This window comes from Streptomyces sp. KL116D, from assembly GCF_030766975.1.
In the GTDB taxonomy this organism is placed as follows: Bacteria; Actinomycetota; Actinomycetes; order Streptomycetales; family Streptomycetaceae; genus Streptomyces; species Streptomyces longispororuber_A.
This window is the reverse complement of record NZ_JASERH010000070.1, coordinates 64,591-82,400: the sequence shown is the minus strand read 5'-3', so window position 1 is coordinate 82,400 and position 17,810 is coordinate 64,591. Positions and strand designations below refer to the sequence as shown.

General features: G+C 71.3%; 12 protein-coding genes and 12 pseudogenes. 12 read left to right on the top strand and 12 right to left on the bottom strand.

Annotated elements, in window-relative coordinates:
* A partial coding sequence (locus RBJ77_RS29255; protein ID WP_372347731.1) for a hypothetical protein occupies nucleotides 1-192 on the bottom strand: 192 nt, incomplete at its 3' end.
* A 207-nt stretch (nucleotides 193-399) separates the two neighbouring features.
* Between RBJ77_RS29255 and RBJ77_RS29250 the strand changes: the two genes are divergently transcribed.
* On the top strand, nucleotides 400-1,347 hold the full coding sequence (locus RBJ77_RS29250) for a polyprenyl synthetase family protein (protein WP_372347730.1): 948 nt from the start codon (nucleotides 400-402) through the stop codon (nucleotides 1,345-1,347).
* Here RBJ77_RS29250 and RBJ77_RS29245 read toward each other — a convergent pair.
* Nucleotides 1,247-1,498: a hypothetical protein gene (locus RBJ77_RS29245; protein ID WP_372347745.1), complete on the bottom strand. Its 252-nt coding sequence runs from the start codon at nucleotides 1,496-1,498 to the stop codon at nucleotides 1,247-1,249. The two genes, RBJ77_RS29250 and RBJ77_RS29245, sit on opposite strands and share 101 nt — an antisense overlap.
* 92 nt (nucleotides 1,499-1,590) lie before the next feature.
* A complete protein-coding gene (locus tag RBJ77_RS29240) occupies nucleotides 1,591-1,746 on the bottom strand; it encodes a hypothetical protein (protein ID WP_372347729.1) in 156 nt (51 codons plus the stop codon).
* Between the two features lie 301 nt (nucleotides 1,747-2,047).
* Between RBJ77_RS29240 and RBJ77_RS29235 the strand changes: the two genes are divergently transcribed.
* The 7 genes and pseudogenes from RBJ77_RS29235 to RBJ77_RS29205 form a co-directional block, all read left to right on the top strand.
* Complete coding sequence (locus RBJ77_RS29235; protein WP_372347728.1) at nucleotides 2,048-2,200, top strand: hypothetical protein; 153 nt, start codon at nucleotides 2,048-2,050, stop codon at nucleotides 2,198-2,200.
* Nucleotides 2,197-2,388 (top strand): annotated as a pseudogene (locus RBJ77_RS29230) (CHRD domain-containing protein); the annotation flags it as partial. The gene RBJ77_RS29235 and the pseudogene RBJ77_RS29230, both read left to right, overlap by 4 nt.
* A gap of 85 nt (nucleotides 2,389-2,473) precedes the next feature.
* Complete coding sequence (locus tag RBJ77_RS29225) at nucleotides 2,474-3,127, top strand: CHRD domain-containing protein (protein ID WP_372347744.1); 654 nt, start codon at nucleotides 2,474-2,476, stop codon at nucleotides 3,125-3,127.
* 157 nt (nucleotides 3,128-3,284) lie between these two features.
* A pseudogene (locus tag RBJ77_RS29220) lies at nucleotides 3,285-4,519 on the top strand (outer membrane lipoprotein carrier protein LolA).
* A gap of 152 nt (nucleotides 4,520-4,671) precedes the next feature.
* A complete protein-coding gene (locus RBJ77_RS29215; protein ID WP_372347727.1) occupies nucleotides 4,672-5,241 on the top strand; it encodes an ATP-binding cassette domain-containing protein in 570 nt (189 codons plus the stop codon).
* A 75-nt stretch (nucleotides 5,242-5,316) separates the two neighbouring features.
* A complete protein-coding gene (locus RBJ77_RS29210; protein WP_372347726.1) occupies nucleotides 5,317-5,580 on the top strand; it encodes a hypothetical protein in 264 nt (87 codons plus the stop codon).
* Nucleotides 5,544-6,416: pseudogene (locus RBJ77_RS29205) on the top strand (ABC transporter permease); the annotation flags it as partial. The gene RBJ77_RS29210 and the pseudogene RBJ77_RS29205, both read left to right, overlap by 37 nt.
* A gap of 16 nt (nucleotides 6,417-6,432) precedes the next feature.
* Here RBJ77_RS29205 and RBJ77_RS29200 read toward each other — a convergent pair.
* The 4 genes and pseudogenes from RBJ77_RS29200 to RBJ77_RS29185 form a co-directional block, all read right to left on the bottom strand.
* A pseudogene (locus tag RBJ77_RS29200) lies at nucleotides 6,433-7,031 on the bottom strand (flavodoxin family protein).
* 442 nt (nucleotides 7,032-7,473) lie between these two features.
* The gene (locus tag RBJ77_RS29195; protein WP_372347725.1) at nucleotides 7,474-7,827 is read right to left on the bottom strand and encodes a M28 family peptidase; all 354 of its coding nucleotides are present in this window, start codon (nucleotides 7,825-7,827) and stop codon (nucleotides 7,474-7,476) included.
* A gap of 109 nt (nucleotides 7,828-7,936) precedes the next feature.
* Nucleotides 7,937-8,065, bottom strand: a pseudogene (locus RBJ77_RS29190) (peptidase M28); the annotation flags it as partial.
* Between the two features lie 586 nt (nucleotides 8,066-8,651).
* Nucleotides 8,652-9,546: pseudogene (locus RBJ77_RS29185) on the bottom strand (LysR family transcriptional regulator).
* A 165-nt stretch (nucleotides 9,547-9,711) separates the two neighbouring features.
* On the opposite strand from RBJ77_RS29185, the pseudogene RBJ77_RS29180 reads away from it, so the two are divergent.
* Nucleotides 9,712-10,516 (top strand): annotated as a pseudogene (locus RBJ77_RS29180) (SDR family NAD(P)-dependent oxidoreductase).
* 18 nt (nucleotides 10,517-10,534) lie between these two features.
* On the opposite strand, the pseudogene RBJ77_RS29175 reads toward RBJ77_RS29180, so the two are convergent.
* Nucleotides 10,535-10,986 (bottom strand): annotated as a pseudogene (locus tag RBJ77_RS29175) (VOC family protein).
* 19 nt (nucleotides 10,987-11,005) lie between these two features.
* Nucleotides 11,006-11,458, bottom strand: a pseudogene (locus tag RBJ77_RS29170) (winged helix-turn-helix transcriptional regulator).
* 562 nt (nucleotides 11,459-12,020) lie between these two features.
* On the opposite strand from RBJ77_RS29170, the gene RBJ77_RS29165 reads away from it, so the two are divergent.
* Nucleotides 12,021-12,224 (top strand): hypothetical protein, encoded by a 204-nt coding sequence (locus RBJ77_RS29165; protein WP_372347724.1) that lies wholly within the window; start codon nucleotides 12,021-12,023, stop codon nucleotides 12,222-12,224.
* A gap of 795 nt (nucleotides 12,225-13,019) precedes the next feature.
* On the opposite strand, the pseudogene rarD reads toward RBJ77_RS29165, so the two are convergent.
* Together rarD and RBJ77_RS29155 are read right to left on the bottom strand one after the other, a co-directional pair.
* A pseudogene (rarD, locus tag RBJ77_RS29160) lies at nucleotides 13,020-14,008 on the bottom strand (EamA family transporter RarD).
* Between the two features lie 786 nt (nucleotides 14,009-14,794).
* Entirely contained in the window at nucleotides 14,795-15,016 is a 222-nt protein-coding gene (locus RBJ77_RS29155) for a hypothetical protein (protein WP_372347723.1), read from the bottom strand.
* A 94-nt stretch (nucleotides 15,017-15,110) separates the two neighbouring features.
* Here RBJ77_RS29155 and RBJ77_RS29150 point away from each other — a divergent pair.
* Both RBJ77_RS29150 and RBJ77_RS29145 read left to right on the top strand, forming a co-directional pair.
* Nucleotides 15,111-15,512 (top strand): annotated as a pseudogene (locus tag RBJ77_RS29150) (winged helix-turn-helix transcriptional regulator).
* Nucleotides 15,513-16,394: 882 nt separating this feature from the next.
* Nucleotides 16,395-16,625: pseudogene (locus RBJ77_RS29145) on the top strand (hypothetical protein).
* Here the strand turns inward: RBJ77_RS29145 and RBJ77_RS29140 are convergent.
* The gene (locus RBJ77_RS29140; protein ID WP_372347722.1) at nucleotides 16,553-17,716 is read right to left on the bottom strand and encodes a 2-oxoacid:ferredoxin oxidoreductase subunit beta; all 1,164 of its coding nucleotides are present in this window, start codon (nucleotides 17,714-17,716) and stop codon (nucleotides 16,553-16,555) included. The pseudogene RBJ77_RS29145 and the gene RBJ77_RS29140 overlap by 73 nt on opposite strands.
* Between the last annotated feature and the right edge of the window lie 94 nt (nucleotides 17,717-17,810).

Genomic DNA, 17,810 nt, shown 5'->3' with positions numbered 1-17,810 from the left:
GGGACAAAGTGCGTACTCCCGGTCGTATTGGCTGATCAAGAACATGCGGTGTCCGGGAGCCGCCCGGTCTGGGGTGTCCGGGCAGGCGCCCCCCTGTGATCGAAACGCGACCGGATGCGCTGACTTGAGTGATGGCAGCGACACATCGACAAACCGTGTCATCGACCGAATGATCGACCGGAGTTCGCTCATGTGATCGTCAGCAGACAGGAGACCCACTCGTGACCGTCGTCGGGACTTTCGGTCTTAGCGTGCGGGACCAGGCTCGAAGCCGATGTCCAGGCCGGTTTGGCGGCCGTCGAGGAGGACTGCTCGAAGCCACGAAGAGCGAGGTTCCCCTTCATCGGAGGCCGCCCAGCACTTGGTGCGGGCCGGTGGCAAGCGCTTCAGGCCGCTTTCGTGACGCTCGCCGCGCAGTTCGGCGATCCGTACGCGCCGGGCATCGTGCCCTCCGCCGTCGTCGTCGAGCTCACCCACCTCGCGACGCTGTACCACGACGACGTGATGGACGAGGCGGACGTGCGCCGCGGGGTGCCGAGCGCCAACCAGCGCTGGGGCAACTCCGTCGCGGTCCTCACCGGCGACTTCCTTCTTCGCCCGTGCCTCGCACATCCCTCCGCCGACCTCGGCCCGGACGCCGTGCGCATCCAGGCGGAGGCGTTCGAGCGCCCGTCACCGGCCAGATCCTGGAGACGGCGGGCCCGGCCGACGGCCGCGACCCCGTCGACCACTACCTCGACGTACTTCAGCGGCAAGACCGGCTCGCTCATCGCCGTGGCCTCGCCGGTTCGGCGCCATGATGTCCGGCGCCGACGAGACCGTCGTCGACGTCCTGACCCAGTACGGGAGCGGCTCGGCGTCGCCTTCCAGCTGGCCGACGACGTCCTCGACATCGCCTCCGACCTCGCACGAGTCCGGCAAGACCCCGGGCACCGACCTGCGCGAGGGCATCCCCCACGCTGCCGGTGCTGCGGCTGCGCGAGCGCGCGGCACGGCTCGGGCTGCCGGAGGACCAGGCGCTCGTGGAGCTCCTCGACTCCGACCTGCGGACGACGCGGCTCGCCGAGGCGATCTCCCCGGCTGCGCGCCCACCCGGCGCTGGAGCAGGCCCGCCGCGACACGGTCCGCTACGCCGAGGAGGCGTGCCGCCCTGTCCCCGCTCCAGGAGTGCGAGGCGAAGGCGGCACTGGTGGAGCTGGGTGCGACGCGGTGGTCCACCGCCGGCTGAGCGGTTGCTCGCGCCCCGTCAGGGGCGCGGGGAACCGCGCGGCCCGCTCCCACCGGCGGTCAGCCGAATCGCGCCGCGGGGCCCTGCCCCGACCCCGCTCAATCGCCGGAGGGGCTTGATCCGGCTTTCTTGCCCTCGGAGGGCGTCGCCGCGAACCACGTCCCGTCGACCCCCTGCCCGTACGCCTCCCGGGGCTTCGTCGTCCTCGGCGTACCGGTACAGCGGCCACCCGGCGAGGGTGAGCTGGGTGGAGCCGTCCGTGCGCTTCACGGTCGACACGAGGTTCCGGTCGACGCCCTTGACGGTGATGTCGCCGGACGCCTTCGCCGGCGGCCAGAGCTTGGCGCAGGCCTCGTAGCACGTCACCTTTCGTGGGCTTGGCCGCGTCCGCGTCGAACCGGTACAGGACGTAGCCGGTCCCGGTCGGTGACGACGGTGCCGGAGACCTTCTCGGCCCGGGCGTACGACGAGCGCAGGGCGCCGCCGCTCGCCCCGGCCCCGCCCTTCGCCGCTGTCACCGCCGTTGCTCGCCGCAGCCGGCGAGCGTGAGCGCGACCACCGCGAGACCGGCCGCGGTGAAACCACTGAGACACCTGATGGCGAGCATGGCGACCCCCTAGTCCGTGCCTGCTGCTGCCACCCCTCAGGTACGGATTCCGGGGTCGTTTTCCACGGACGGCCCAATGGTGTGACGCAGCTCACAGCATTGGATTGAGTCCAGGATCGGATCAGTTCCGTACTGCACTCCCGGAAGCCGGCGCAGGGGGCGCCGGCCCGTGCAGGGGGAGAAACCGGAACATGGGCAACACGGGCACACGCATGCGCACACGCAGCCGGGTCATCGCCTGCGGCGTCGTCGCGGCGGCCGCCACCGCCGCCGCGCTGACCGTCCCGCCGGCCCTGGCGGCCCAGCGCCACCATGGTGGTGACGACGGCGACGGCGGCCGGGGACCGTCCTCGCCGCGAGCCTGAACGGCGCCAACGAGGTCCCGGTCCAGGGCGGGCCGGCGGTCGGCGACCAGGACGGCGCGGCCCTGGAGTTCGTGAAGGTCGAGGGGGCCAAGGTGTCCGTCGCCGTGAAGTGGCGGGGCACCGGCCGGCCGACCATGCTCCACATCCACGAGGGCGCCAAGGGCACGAACGGCGGCGTGAAGATCGACTTCGGCCCGCGTCCTCGGCAGGACGCGAACCCCAAGGACGCGAACCCCCAAGGACGCGAACCCCAAGGACACCAACCTCAAGGGAATCAAGCACCACAGCAGCCTCACCGGCACCGTCACCGTCAAGGACAGTGCCCTGCTGGGCCGGCTGAAGGCGGATCCGGGTGCGTTCTACGCCAATCTGCACACGGCCGAGTTCCCCGGTGGAGCCGTCCGCGGCCAGCTCCACCGGGTGACGACACCTTCGGCTTCGGGGACGCGCTCGACAGCTTCCAGGCGTCCGTCGTGCGCGGCCGGCAGATCTACGAGTGCAAGAAGGACCCTGCCACCGGCGCGTTCGCCTTCGCGCAGCGGGACGTCAGGGCCGTGCTCGGCGGGCGGATCGCGCACTCCTTCACCGCGCCGAACTCGGGGACGCCGCAGTGGGTCGCGCCCGACCGCAGCGCCGTCACCGGAGCCGTCAGTCGGCAAGACGCCGAACGGCGACGGGAACATCCCCGAGCTGGACCTGAAGGCGACGCAGTCGGGCGAGCGGCACGGCCTGCTGGCCGGCACCGCGGAGATCCTCCGCCTCAACACCGTGGGCGGCGTGGCCCCTTCCGGCAGCTGCGCCGCGGGCGACCTCGCGGCCGTGCCCCTACCGGGCGGGACTACGTGTTCGTGCAGCGCTGACCGAGCGGACGACCGGCGGCGTCTCCCTACGGGTCGGGAGGCGCCGCCGCCGTGTGTCATCCCGTAGGAGTACGCGGAGTTGATCCCGGGGTCTGACGCTTCCGCATGGCCGGTTTGGTCAGATTGGGTACACCACTCCTTACCACTCCGGGTGAGAATGGCGGCTCGGGGGTGGACGCATTTCATGAGCAGGGACGAGTGCACAGGACGGTAAGCCGCCGCCGATCACGGAGGTAGGGCAACAGACATGGCACCGTACGAATCCGGAAGACAGCCAGAGCCAGGGCACCGGCCGCCGGAAGGCGGTCCGGTACGCGGTCCCGGTGGCCGTGGTGGGGGTGGCCGCGGCGACGATCGGGCTTCGTCCCGGCACTCGCCGACTCCGGCGACCCCGGACCTCCCGAAGGTCACGGCCCAGGAACTCATCGAGAAGATCGCCACGTCGGACACCGAGCGGCTGTCCGGCACCGTGAAGATCCACACGGATCTGGGTCTGCCCTCGCTGGGCGGCGCCGCCGTCGGCGGCTTCACCGGTGGAGGCGGCGGCGGGGAGAGAGGGCGACGGATCGTCCGCCGACCCCAGGACGAAGCTGACCGAGCTCGCCACCGGGGAGCACACGCTGCGCGTCGCGGCGGACGGCCCTGACCGGCAGAAGCTGTCGGTCCTGGACGACGCCGCCGAGTACAGCGTGATCCACAACGGCGCGGACGTGTGGGCTCACGACAGCGCGTCGAACGAGGCGTACCACGCGAAGGGACACCCAGGCGACCGGTGACCGGGCGAAGAAGAAGACGCCCGAGCAGCTGCCCGCCACGCCCAAGCAGCTCACGGACGAGATCCTCAAGGCGTCCGCCGACACCACGTCGATCACCGTCGACGGCACGGCGCAGGTGGCGGGCCGACGCGTACCGGCTGCAGATCAAGCCCAAGCAGTCCGGGTCCACGGTCGGCGCGATCACGGTGTCCGTGGACGCGAAGACCGGTACGCCGCTGAAGTTCACGCCGACTCCCGGCGAGCGGCGGCGCCGCCGTCGTCGACGCGGGCTTCACCCAGCGTCGACTTCGGCAAGCCGGCCGCATCCACCTTCGACTTCAAGCCGTCGAAGGGCACGAAGGTCACCGAGGCCGACGAGCTGACCACGCAGGACCGCGAGAAGGCCGTGCCGCAGGGCGCCGACCAGCTCGACGGGCTGAACGTGATCGGCGAGGGCTGGACCTCGATCGCCGAGCTGAAGCTGCCGAAGGAAGCGGGCGGCATGGCGTCCGGCGCCGCGTCCGGCGAGCTGCCGGCCGACGCGCAGAGTTCCTGAGCCCCTGGGCGACCAGGTGAAGGGCGACTTCGGCACGGGCACGGTGTACTCGACCCGGCTGGTGAACGTACTGATCACCCAGGACGGGAAGGCGTACGCCGGAGCGGTCACCAAGGACGCCCTGGTGAAGGCGGCCGACGCGGGCTGAGTCCGGGCGAGCACGGTCGAAGGGTGAGGGCGGTGCGCACCGCCCTCGTCCGTTGGTGAAACCCCGTAGCTAATCCGTACTGGGAGGGGCATGGCGACGGTCATCGAGACCAGAGAGCTCACTAAGCGGTACTCCGCGGCGGTCAGCTCGCGGTGGACCGGCTCAGTCTCACCGTCCCCGAGGGGGCGGCCTTCGGCTTCCTCGGGCCGAACGGGTCGGGCAAGACGACCACCATCCGCATGCTGATGGGACTGATCGAGCCGACGTCGGGCGCCGCCGAGGTGCTCGGCCGCCCGATGCCCCGGGCGACGCGCGCCGTGCTGCCGCAGGTCGGCGCGCTCTATCGAGGGGCCGGCCCTGTACGGGTTCCTGTCCGCCGCGACAATCTGCTGCGCTACGACTCGGCGGACCCCACCGCCGACCCGCGCACCCGCAAGGCGCGGGTCGAGCAGGCGCTGGAGCGGGTGGGTCTGCGGGCCGCCGCGGGCAAGAAGGCGAAGGCGTACTCGCTCGGCATGAAGCAGCGCCTCGGTCTCGCCGCGGCCCTGCTCCAGCCGCGCCGGCTGCTCGTCCTGGACGAGCCGACGAACGGCCTCGACCCGCAGGGGCATGCGCGAGATCAGGACCCTGGTGAGGGAGTTGGCGGGCGACGGGACCACCGTCTTCCTTCTCCTCGCACCTCCTCGACGAGATCGAGCAGGTCTGCTCGCACGCGGCGGTGATGGCGCAGGGCCGGCTGATCACCCAGGGCCCCCGTCGCGCCGAACCCTGCCGCGGGCGCACGGGGAAAGCTCGTCGTGACCACACGGACATCACGGGACGCGAGCCGCGTCCTGAAGGAGTGCGGCATCGCGGTCCTGACGACGGACGGCGACCGGATCACGGCCGAACCCCCGCCCCCGGAGATGGACTTGGCGGCGCTGAACGCGGCGCTGGTCACCGTGGGCGTACGGGTACGCGGCTTCGGCGTGGAGCGGGCCTCCCTGGAGGACGCGTTCGTCGCCCCTGACGGGAGAGGGATTCGATGTCGCAGGCCGAAGCGCTCGCCGCGCCCCGGGTGAAGGCGGTGTGGACTCCTCGGGCTGCTGCGCAGCGAACTGTCCACCACGTTCCGCCGCTGGCGCACCCCTCGCCCTGCTCGCGGTCCTGACCGGCGTACCGATCCTGGATCGGCGTGGCGGTGAAGATCGAGACGAGCGACGGCCTCGACGATCGGCGGGGGAGGGCCGGAGGGCGGCGGACCCGCCTTCATCGCGCAGATCACGAACAACGGCCTGTTCCTCGTCTTCACCTCGCTCGCCGCGACGCTCCTGTTCTTCCTGCCGATGGCCGTCGGCGTCATCGCGGGCGACGCGGTGGCGGGCGAGGCGAACGCGGGGACGCTCCGCTATCCGCTGGCTCGCCCCGGCGGCCGCACCCGGCTGCTGCTCACCAAGTACGCGACGACGATGACGTTCTGCGTCGTCGCGACCTCTGGTCGTCGCCGTCTCGGCGCTGGTCACCGGCGCGGTCCTTCTTCCCGCTCGGTGACGTGGTCACCATCTCCGGCACGCGGATCGGCTTCGCCGAAGGGCTGTGGCGGGCCTTCCTCATCGCGCTGGTGGTCGCGGCGTCCCTGATCGGCATCGCCGCGCTCGGCCTGTTCGTCTCGACGCTCACCAACAGCGGCATCGCGGCGATGGCCACCACGGTCGGCCTGCTCATCACGGTCCAGATCCTCGACCAGATCCCCCAACTGCACGCCGTCCAGCCGTACTTCCTCGCACCACTGGCTGTCCTTCGCCGACCTGATGCGCGAACCGGTCTACTGGGACGACCTCACGAAGAACCTCCAGCTGCAGGCGCTGTACGCGGCGGTGTTCGGCCTCGGCGGCCCGGGGCCCGCTTCACGGCCAAGCGACATCACGGCGTAACTACGCGGCGTCCTCGGTCTCGTACGCGAACCGGGCGAGCGGCGCGTCCTGCGCGAAGAACGTCTTGGCGCGGGTCAGCGCCGTCTCGTCCGTGAGCACGTCGCCCGGCTTGCGCCGTTGCCGAGGAGTACGCCGCCGAAGCGCATGCCCATGTAGGCGGCGGAGTTGTGCAGCGTGCCGATCAGCGGGTCGGCGACCACGAACTCCTCGTGCGCGAGCGCGGTGACGCGCCCCACATGGGTGCGCCTCGGCCAGCGTCTTCTGAAGTCGACGCCGGTGCGCAGCCAGCCCGACCAGTAGTCCAGGTAGCGCTTGGCGGGGGCGGAGACGGAGTACCAGTACAGCGGCGAGGCGATGACGATGTCGGTCGCTCCAGTGTGGCGTCCAGCAGCAGCGCCACGTCGTCCCTCTGCGGGCGGACGTGGTCGCTGTCGTGCCGCAGGTCCGCGAACTCGGGAGTGTCCGCGAGGTCGATCCACCGTTGTCCCCACGTCGGCCGGCAGCTGCTCGGCCGCCTTGCGGGCGAGGATCTCCGTGTTGCCGTGGCGGCTGCCGCCGAGTACGAAGAGGAAGTCGGTGGGTGGGCATGGGTCCCCCAGGGGTGCGGTACGGGTATGATACTTGCGCGTGCAGTATATGCATGCGCAAGTACTTGGGGGAAGGGTATCTGGGGTTGTGGGGCGGCGCGGCTCCGGTGGGGCTTCGCGCAGTTCCCCGCGCCCCTGAGCGTCTGCCGGGTGGCGGCCGGCTCTTCGAGCGCGGGTCTCGTCGTGGTTGCCCGCGCAGTTCCTCGCGCCTCTCGAGGTGCGCAATTCTGTGCGCCACCAGAGGCGCACCCCGTGGGGCAGCGTGCGGCGAAGCCGCAGGCCTTCAGGGGCGCGGGGGAACTGCGCGAGAAGCCCCCACCGGCCGGCAGTCGAGGTCGGGTCTTTCAGGGGGCGCGGGGAACTGCGCGAAAAGCCCCACCGGCCCGCAGCCGAAGTCAGACCTCGGGGGCGCGGGGAACTGCGCGAGCAACCCCCGCGCACCCGCGCAGCCGCGCTACTGCGTGGCCAGACCCCACAAGGCGTAAGCGATCGCATCCGCGTTGCGATCCAGCGCCGTCGTGTTCACGTTCGACGTGGTGTCGCACGACGAGTGGTAGCAGGGATCGAACCGCTTCCCCCGCCGTCCCGCCCCACTTCTGCGCCTGCGCCGCCGTCTTCGTGTAGTCCGCACCGCTGAACAGCCCGCCGACCGTATCCCCGCGCTCTGAACGGCGTGGTCGGACCGGCCGTCGCCCTCGGTCCTGATCTCCGTGGGGATGCCGAGCCCCGTGTAGCACTCCTGGAAGATCTTCTCCAGCGCGGGATCGTCGTCGTACACGAAGTAGCCGGGGTTCGGCGAGCCGATCATGTCGAAGTTCAGATAGGCGTCGATCTTTCGACCGGTCGCCGGTGGCGAGGGAGTTGACGTAGCTGCGGGAGCCGACCATGCCCAGCTCCTCGGCGCCCCACCAGGCGAACCGCAGGTGCTTCGCGGGCTTGAGCTGCGTTCGCGCGACGGCGAGCGCGTTCTCCAGGACCGCGGCGGAGCCGGAGCCGTTGTCGTTGATGCGCCCGCGGTGACGCTGTCGAGGTGGGGCGCCGGCCATGACGACCTGGGTCTCGTCGCCGCCGGGCCAGTCGGCGACATCAGGTTGTACCCGGTGCGGCCGCCGGAGGTGAACTGCCGCACGGAGGTGGTGAATCCGGCCGCGTCCAGCTTGGCCTTCACGTAGCTCGAGGGAGGCCTTGCAGCCGGGCCGGCCGTGGGCGCGGCGTGCCGCCGCTGGCCGTGGCGATGGACTGGAAACCTGGGCGAGGTGCGCGCCCACGTTGGCCACCGGTATGTCGCGGCGCGGCGGCAGCGCGACGGGGCGGCGGCGACCGCGGGCGCCGCGCTTCGCGGGTCCCGGCGGGCGACGAGACCGGCGACGGGTGAGCAGCGCGGCGCTTTCGCGAGGCGCACACGGCCGCGGTAGCATGCCCTCGATTCCTCGGTGGTGCACTGGGCGCACGATTCGAGCTGCCCGGATGGTCCGGCGTGGCTGACGAAGGGTCAAGAGCCGATTCCGGTCAGGGGTGCTCGATTCCGGAGCCCGCGCCCTGAAGTCGTACGACGGTGAACCATCCGGCGGCGGACGTGTCCGGAAGAACCCCGCCCGCCGGAGCCCCGCCCGGTCAGGCCTCCGCGACCCCTCACCGCCCCGCGCCGCGGTCAGGGTACGCGCGGACCAGGGCCCGCTCGTCGTCGCGGCGTGCCGCCACCGCGAGCCGGGACGGCGTGATGCCCTGACCGGCACCGCGGTCACCTCGTCGCGGACGATCAGCGGAGCGTTCCCGGTGGCGAGCAGCACCACGCCCTGGCCGTTGGCGACCGCCTCGTGCGTCTCCTCGGCGCTGGCCACCACCCCGATCCGTGGCGCGCCCTCCCGTGCGTCCAGGGCGAGCCAGTAGTCCCGCAGCGGCCCTCGCCTCCGGCGGCAGCGCGAGGAACGGCCTGTCGGCGAGGTCGGAGAAGTCGACCGCGCCTCCGGGTCCGCGGCGGCTCCGCGCCGTCAGCGGGCGCCCCGGCGGCAGCGCCACGAGCCGCGGCTCGCCTGCCACCACCACGGTCCGGTAGCGCTCGCTGTCCGGGCAGCGCGCAGCCAGACGAAGGCGACATCGGTCGATCCGTCGGCCAGCCCCGCGGTCGATCGGCCCAGTTGACCTGGTGCAGGACGGGCCGGGCGGCCGGGCGGCCGGACATCAGCCGGGTCCGCAGCGCGGGCAGCAGACCGCGGCCGGGGCTCGTGGACATGCCGACCACCAGGGTGTCCTGCTCGGCGGCCCGCGCCTCTCCACCGCCGTCTCCGCGGCCCGCCAGGCGGCCAGCACCCCACGGGCGTGCGGGCAGCAGCGCCTCGCCCACCGCCGTCAGCCGCACCGACCGCTGGTCCTGGACGAACAGCTCGGCGCCGAGCTGCTTCTCCAGCATCCGGATCTGCTTGCTCAGCGCGGGCTGGGAGACGTACAGCCGCTCGGCGGCCCGCGTGAAGTTCAACTCGTCGGCGACCGCGGTGAAGTAGCGCAGATCGCGCCCGTGAACATCCATAACTCATGGCTATCACAGGGACTTGGACGCGGACGGGCCCGCGGAAGAAGGATGGGGACCACAGACGAACCGCCAACGGGGAAGCCCCCGCACGGCAGTTGACGACAGTGACGAGGGAGCACCGGAACATGAGCGTGAACACGAACGGCGACGCCAAGGTTCTGGCTGGTCACCGGCGCGAGCAGCGGGCTCGCGGGCCATCGCCGAGCCGCCGTCGCCGCCGGCGACACGGTGATCGGCACGGCCCGCAGGCCGAGGGCCTCGCCGACCTGGTCGCCGCGCACCCCGACCGGATCGAGGCGATCGCCCTGACGTCACCGACGGCGAGCGGATCGACGCGGTGGCCGCCGACGTCCCGTCTCGCTACGGCCGGCGTCGACGTCCTCGTGAACAACGCGGGCCGCACCCAGGTCGGCGCCTTCGAGGAGACCACCGACGCGAGCTCCGCGACCAGTTCGAGGTGCACGTCTTCGGCCCGGCACGGCTGACCCGGCGCTGCTGCCGCAGATGCGACGCGGCAGCGGCTCGATCGTGAACATGAGCAGCTTCGGCGGCCAGCTGTCCTTCGCCGGCTTCTCCGCGTACAGCGCGACGAAGGCCGCCCTGGAGCAGCTCCGAGGGGCTCGCCGACGAGGTGGCGCCGTTCGGCATCAAGGTCCTGATCGTGGAGCCGGGCGCCTTCCGCACGAACCCGTTCGCCAAGGACGCGGCCTACTCCGACGAGCACCCGGCGTACGCGGAGAAGGTCGGTGCCACCCGGCAGATGGTGCGGGGCGCCGGCGGCGAGCAGCCCGGCGACCCGGCGAAGGCCGCCGCGGCGATCCGCTTCCCGCCCTGGCCGCCGACGACACCCCGCTGCGGCTGCCCTCGGCGGCGACGCGGTGGACTTCCTCGCCGGTCACCTCGACGCGGTCAGGCCGAGCTGACCGCCTGGGAGAAGGTCTCCCGCGGCACCGACTTCGACGCCTAGAGGTCCTGCGGGACCCGGTCACTGCACGTCGAACCTGTTCCCCTCGGGGTCGGCCATCGTCACCCACTCGCCACCCTGCTCCTTGACCGTGCTCAGCACCTGCGCGCCGAGGCCGACCAGCCGGTCGGCCTGGCCGCCCGGCGTTCGGGGCCCGCGTGGATGTCGAGGTGCAGCCGGTTCTGCCGGTCTTGGCGTCCGGCACGCGCTGGAAGAGGGATCCGGCGGCCGAGCCTGCTCCCGGTCTGCTCGTCCACCGGGTCGTCGGGGTGCCGCACGGCGATGAGGTCCCGGAAGGCCTTGCGCCCCCGGAACTCCACGGTCTCGTCCCTCGCGCACCGCCCCGAACCCGAGCAGCCGCTCGACGAGGGGCGGCGTTGTCCTCGATCTCGTAGCCGAGCGCGGCGGCCCAGAACTCGGCCTGCGCATGCGGGGTCGGGCGTCCGCATGACGAGCTTCCAGTCAAAGGTCATGGGCCCTTTATAGGTCGGTTCAGGCCTCCGCGTGCTCGGATTCGGCGGTCCGCGCGTCGTACGCCACTCCGGGCCGCCGCGATCTCGCTCTGATGCGACTCGGTCCACGTCACCAGGGACTGGATCGTGCGGTGCAACGTGCCGCCCAGCGCGGTCAGTTCGTAGTCGACGCGCGGCGGCACCACTGGGCACGGTCCGTTCACCAGCCCGTCGCGCCCAGCTGCCGGAGCGTGACGGTGAGCATCCGCTGGCTGATCCTGCCGATCTCGCGGCGCAGCTCCATGAAGCGCAGGCACCGCGTGTCGAGCAGCGCGATCACCAGCAGCGACCACTTGTCGGCGATCCGGTCCAGGATCTGCCGCACCTCGCAGTCCTTCGCGGGTGTCCCACTGGAAGGCCGGCGTCGCCGTAGTCCCTGTCGGAGCCGGTATTCGCGCAGTAACCAGGGTGACTTAGAAGCGCCTTCTTCCATGCCTGTCGATGCCGCCGCAGGATTCCAGTGGTTACAGAGGGAACCGACCCTCACCCGGTAAACCACCCCCTGTCGGCAGGCGACTTGAGGAGACACCCGTCATGACCGCACCCACGGAACCCGCGCCTGGGCCCTGCTGCTCGTCCTGTGCAGCACGATCTTCCTCGAAGGTCATCGACGTGGCCATGCTGGCCGTGGCGGTGCCCTCGATCAGATCCGGATCTGGAACTCAGTACGGGCGCGGCGTCCTGCGTGATGAGCGCCTACGCGCTCGGCTACGCGGGCTTCACGCCCTGGCGGCCGCGCCGCCGACCTGCTCGGCCGCCGCCGGATGTTCCTCACCTGGCTCACCGTCTTCCTGTTTTTCTGTCGCTGGCGGCTTCGCCACGGCCGAGTGGATGCTGGTCGTGGCCCGGTTCGTGACCGGGTGGCGGCGGCGTTCGCGACCCCGGCCGCGCTCTCCTGATCACCACCTCGTACGAGGAGGCCGCGCCGCAACCAGGCGCCGCTGGTCTCGCGGGGACGGCGGCGGGCGGCTTCGCTCGGCCTGGTCATCGGCGGCGTGCTCACCGAACTGGGCTGGCGCTGGGTCCTTCGCCTCGGTCCCGCTCTCCGCGGCCATCCTCGTGGCGGCGCTGCGGCTGATCCCGCGCAGAGCGCCCCGGCCCGCACCGGGGCCGGCTTCGACGTCCCGGGCGCGCTCACGGCGGCCGGCGCGATGCTGCTGCTCGCCTTCGGCGTCGTACGCTCCGGGAGCACGGCCTGATGGTTGGGTGGTTGACGCTGGGCGCGGTGGCGGCGGCCGCTCCCTGCTGGCGGTGTTCGTCGCCGTCGAACGGCGCGGGAAGACGCCCTGGTCCGCCTCGGCATCCTCCGCAACAGGGCCACGGTCCGCGCCGACCTCGGCGCCCTGCTCTTCGTCGGCGCCTCTCGGCTTCAGTTCGAGCTGACCCTGTACCTCCAGGAGCTGCGCGGCTGGTCCTCGCTCCAGACTTGCGATCGCGCTGATCGTGAGTGGCCGCGACGCGGTCCTGCCCTGACCCCTGACGCCCCGCCTCGTGAACCGCTTCGGCAAACGTCCGCGCCGCCTTCGGCGGCTTCCTCCTGGCGGTCCTCGCCTACGGCCTCCGTTCCTGCCGGTCGGCCTGACTGACGTACGCGGCGATGTTCCTGACCCTGATCTCTGCGGGCACCGCCTTTCGCCCTCGCGTACGGCGACCATCGCGGCGACGGACGGCGTGGCCGAACACGAGCAGGGACTGGCGAGCGGCCTGCTGAACACGGCGACCCAGTTCGCCTCGGCCCCTCGGCATCTCGGCGGTGACGGCGGTGTGCGGCACTGACCCTGACCGGCACGACACCGGAGGCGACTCCTGTCGGCGGTTCAGGTAAGCTCCTGGCGGTCCCGGTGGCCATGCAGGCGACAGGCGCGCTGCTGCTGGGAGGAGGCCTGCGCAGGGGGCGCGGGCGGTATCGACTGATCGAGGCTCTGCCGCGAGCGCGAGCAACCTACCACAACCCGCACCCGCCGACGCGACCCGATCCCGGCAGACGCAGTGGCTCAGACGGCCGACTCCCGCTGGAACCACGACTCGACCCCGGCCTCCGCAGAAGGTGCGACGGCAGCCGGCTTCCGCTCGGGCCAGCCGAACCTTCCTGGCCGAGCGGAGCGCAACGCGTCCCAGGTGAGGAGGACGAGCGCCACCCACACGAGCCCGAACTCGGGCCCACCGCTCCGGCGGCATCCTCGCGGCGGCCACCATCCCGAGGACGAACTGGAAGACGGGCGCGAGGTACTGCAACAGCCCCAGCGTGGACAGCGGCACCCGGATCGCGGCGGCCCCGAAGCAGACCAGCGGAATGGCCGCCGCCGACACCGGTGGAGGCAGAGCAGCGCGGCATGGCCGACGCCTCGCCGCCGAAGGTCGACCGGCCCTAAAAGCCGAGCCAGACCAGATAGCCGAGCGCAGGTGGCAGAACTGCACCGGCGGTCTCGCGCAGCCAGCGACCCAGGCCGCCGAGGAGGTCCACCCTTCTTCTTGACGAGCCCGTACGTCCCGAAGGAGAGGCGGCGAGGACCAGCGAGATCCACGGCGGCTGCCCGTACCCTGACGGCGAGCACGAGGACCGCGAGCAGGCCGACGCCGACGGCCGTCCACTGCGCGGGCTGCAGCCGCTCGCCGAGCAGCAGCACGCCGAGCGCGATGGAGACGAGCGGGTTGATGAAGTAGCCGAGCGAGGCTCCTCCACCACGCCCGGCGTTCACCGACCAGATGTAGACGCCCCAGTTGACGGTGATGACGGCGGCGGCGACGACGACGAGACCGAGCCGCTCGGCTGCCGCAGCAGCTCGGGCCCATCCCGCCTGCGGACGAAGAGCAGGGCGACGCCCACGACGGCCAGCGACCACACCATCCGGTGGGCCAGGATCACCGAGCCGGCGGGCTTGGGCAGCAGCGGCCAGAACAGCGGCACGAGCCCCCACATGCCGTAGGCCGCGAATCCGTTGAGGGGAGTCCGACGCGCCCGTCCTGCTTTTCCTTCGGCCAACGCCGTCCTCCTCCAGACACTGAGCAGCCCCGCGGCGGCCACCCATGAAGGTAGCGCCGCGGGCAGTGCGTGTCATGCCCGTATCGCCATACGGTCCTGACGTCCCTGACCTGCGACGTCGGCCGGGCTACTTCAGGGCGTCGGCGACGGCCTTTGGCGACCGGCTGGTGGGGCGCCTGATGAGCCGCGCAGATCCTCGTTCCGACGGGCGAGCAGGCCCTGCCTCGATGGCGGTGTCGACGCCCACGAGGATGTCGGCGAACGGGGCGGGCAGCCCGGCCGAGCAGCACCTCCCGGTTCTCCGCGGGCGTCACGGCGCGGTAGACGACGTCCTCGCCGGACCGCTCGCTGACCTCGGCGGCGCACCTCGGCGAGTTGACCAGCGCGTCGCCAGCCGCTCCAGCCTGTGCGCCTTTAGCTCTCTGTGGCTCGCCGGTCAGCATTTGGCGACAGTGTCGCCGCGGGCGAAGTCGGCGCGCGAGGCGGAGGCGATCCGGCCCTCGCCCGCGGATCGCCACGACGGCGCCGTGCTCCAGGACGGCGGCGAGGTTCCCGCGTGTAGTTCTCGTGGTACCACCCTGCCGCAAAGCAGGAACGTGTACGGCAGGCCCGAGTCCAGGACCGCCTGCTTTCGGTGACCTTGTGCTCGTCGGCCAGCGCGAAGTCGGCGGTACCGGGCCCGCCCAGCACGGTGTACGCGAGGGAGGCCACGCGCGGCGGCCTTCGCGCGTCGATCACGGCCCGGTGCTGGGGGACGCGCTGCCCGACCTTTCGCTGCCGGAGTGATCAGCAGCACTCCGGTCGCCGGACCGGAAGGCGTCCGTGAGGCGTGGCGGGCGCGCTGTAGTCGGCGATGCGCAGCCTCGATCGCCACGCTCGGCGAAGTCCGCGGCCTCTCTCCTTGTCGCGCACGACGGCGGCGATCTCCTGGCGCACGCCCGCGTCGAGCAGCCCTGACGACGAGACGGCCGGGAGCTGGCCGGTGGCTCCGGTGACGACGAGGCTCATGTCTGAAATCTCCTTCGGTGCGGTGCTTTCCTTCCTCACCGTAAGGCGTGGCACTGTGGATCCGTAAGTACCCACTTTGAAGTAAGGTACTTCCATGGCGGTAAGCAGGGTGAGGCAGTGGACGCGGGACAGTGCCGGCGGGCTCTGCCCGCAGCGGCTGGTCCTCGAACACGTCACGAGTCGCTGGGCGTGCTCGTGCTGTTGGCGTTGCAGGAGCGCTCCTTCCGGTTCAGTGAGCTGCGCCGGGAGATCGGCGGGGTCAGCGAGAAGATGCTCACGCAGACGCTGCAGACCCTGGAGCGCGACGGCATGGTGCACCGCGACGCCAAGCCGGTGATCCCGCCGCGGTCGACTACTCCCGCTCACCGAGCTGGGCCAGGCAAAGGCCGCGGCGCAGGTCCGCTCGCTCGCCGAGTGGACGAGCGGCGGCTGCCGGCGGTGGTCAGCGGCGCGAGAGGCGTACGACGAGTCCCGGGCCCCCGGGTCGTCCTCCTGACGTAACTAGCCTTCCGGCCCCCGCTCCTGGGGCACTCGGTGCCCGTTCGGCCCGGCATGCGCAGGGCCCTCGGGGCAGACGTCTCTCTAGGGCGCCAACCTCGCTGCCGACCTGGGGTTTGCTTTGACATGGTCATACGGATAGTGCCGCCCCGGTGGGCGCGCTCCCCGGTCCGACCGAGGTGCCGACCGCCTTCAGCGGGATCGGGACCTGGTCGACGTACTGGCACGTGAACTGACCGAACTGCGGCGGGAGAGATTCGTCGGGCCAACTCATCCAGTACCACCGGCTCGATCGCGTGACCCAGTTGGACCGGGCGATCGACGATCCGACCTGAGCCGGCGATGAGCACGCTCGACGGACTGTCCGAGCGCGAACGCCGGCAGATGCTGTTCAGCAACCGCGAGTACGCGGTGAGCGTCCTGGCCTACCGCGTCGGCACGTGTACGACTGGGACGAGCTGGTGGGGGCGTTACGGGTGCTCTGCCGCAACGCGGTCTTCGCCGCCTACTGGGCCCGGACGGTCGACCACACAGGCGCAGCCTGCCCGCCGAGTCCCTGGAGGGGCGGGTCGGCAGGGCGGTGGACGGCGTGCTCGCCGAGCCTCGCCGAGGATCCCGAGGAGTGGTGGGTCGTGGGTGGCCCGCCGGAGGGAGCGGAGCGCGAATGAGCTCGATGTGCGCCCTGTGTGCGCCCTTATCCGCCCCTGGGCGGTGCGCTGCAGGTCACGCCTTCGCTGCGGCCCTACAGACGGAGTGGTTTCGGCCCTATTGGGTTCGTTGCCCGTGTCGAAATGGGGACCGTCTCGTTGGACCGGGATTTGGCGGACCGGGCAGCAGCAAAGGGGCAGTTCAGTTGAGCGAAGATCTCTCGACCGCGCGCATCACCCGCCGACTCGGAACAGCTCCTCAGCTGAGAGTGCACCAACGGTGAGACCTGTCCCGACCTCTTCGAGCTGAGCGACGGCAGCTTCGCCGTCATGGGTACCGAGGCCACGGCGGTGCTGGAGCCGTCGCGCCCTCGGACGCCGGCCGGGCCGACTACGAGCGCATCGTGTGGATCATCAGCAGAGAGACGCTGATCCGTGCCAAGAGGGACATCCCCGATGCGTGACCGAGACACGAGAGGCCCCGGGCGCAGCCTCGTGTCCGGGGCTCTTCGTGCGGAAGCGGGTGGCGCCTGCAGCCCACGACCGTCCAGGTGTCGCTGCCCGGCGAGGAGGGCACCGAGGTCGCCCCTGCCGTGCTGTTCGACGGCGGCGTCGAGCTGGTCGGCCATCTGGGTGTCGTAGACGGGGGCGTTGAGCGTCGCGGAAGACGCCGATGGGGGTGTGGTGGAGGCTCGTTTCTCCATGTCCCGTGGGGTCGGCGAGGCGGGAGAGGGCGAAGGCCGTGGTCGGGGGACGCGGCGTGCGCGTCGTGGACGACGAGCCGCGCGCGGTTGTCCTCGGTCACCGCGACGACCTCCAGCTCTCCGGTCCGTGCGTCGCGGACGACGCCCTCGACCCTGCCCGGCGCCGAAGGTGATCGGCTGCCCGTGTTCCAGGCGGATGACGGCGTCCTGGGCCTGCTGCTTGTCGCTGAGGACCTCGAAGGCGCCGTCGTTGAAGATGTTGCAGTTCTGGTAGATCTCGACGAGCGCGGTGCCTGGGTCGGGCCGCTGCCTGGCGCAGCACCCTCGGTGAGGTGCTTGCGGTCGGAGTCGACGGTCCGCGCGACGAAGGACGCGTTGGCGCCGATGGCGAGCGAGACGGGGTTGAAGGGGGGCGTCGAGGGAGCCCATCGGGGTCGATTTGGTGATCTTGCCGACTTCGGAGGTGGGGAGTACTGGCCTTTGGTGAGGCCGTAGATGCGGTTGTTGAAGAGGAGGATCTTGAGGTTGACGTTGCGGCGGAGGGCGTGGATGAGGTGGTTGCCGCCGATGGAGAGGGCGTCGCCGTCGCCGGTGACGACCCAGACGGACAGGTCGCGGCGGGAGGAGGCGAGTCCGGTGGCGATGGCGGGGGCGCGACCGTGGATGGAGTGCATCCCGTAGGTGTTCATGTAGTACGGGAAGCGGGAGGAGCAGCCGATGCCGGAGACGAAGACGATGTTCTCCTTGGCGAGGCCGAGTTCGGGCATGAAGCCCTGGACGGCCGCGAGGATGGCGTAGTCGCCGCAGCCCGGGCACCAGCGCACTTCCTGGTCGGACTTGAAGTCCTTCATGGACTGCTCGGCGTCGGCGCTGCGCAGAGGCGATGTGACTCAACGGGCATCGACGGCCTCCTTGAGGACCTGGGGCCAGCTGCTCGGCCTTGAA

Coding starts and splice junctions, on each gene's coding strand:
- RBJ77_RS29235 (WP_372347728.1), top strand. CDS start 2,048: ATGCGCACACGCAGCCGGGTCATCGCCTGCGGCGTCGTCGCGGCGGCC.
- RBJ77_RS29195 (WP_372347725.1), bottom strand. CDS start 7,827: ATGATCGGCTCGCCGAACCCCGGCTACTTCGTGTACGACGACGATCCC.
- RBJ77_RS29155 (WP_372347723.1), bottom strand. CDS start 15,016: ATGAGCCTCGTCGTCACCGGAGCCACCGGCCAGCTCCCGGCCGTCTCG.
- RBJ77_RS29140 (WP_372347722.1), bottom strand. CDS start 17,716: ATGAAGGACTTCAAGTCCGACCAGGAAGTGCGCTGGTGCCCGGGCTGC.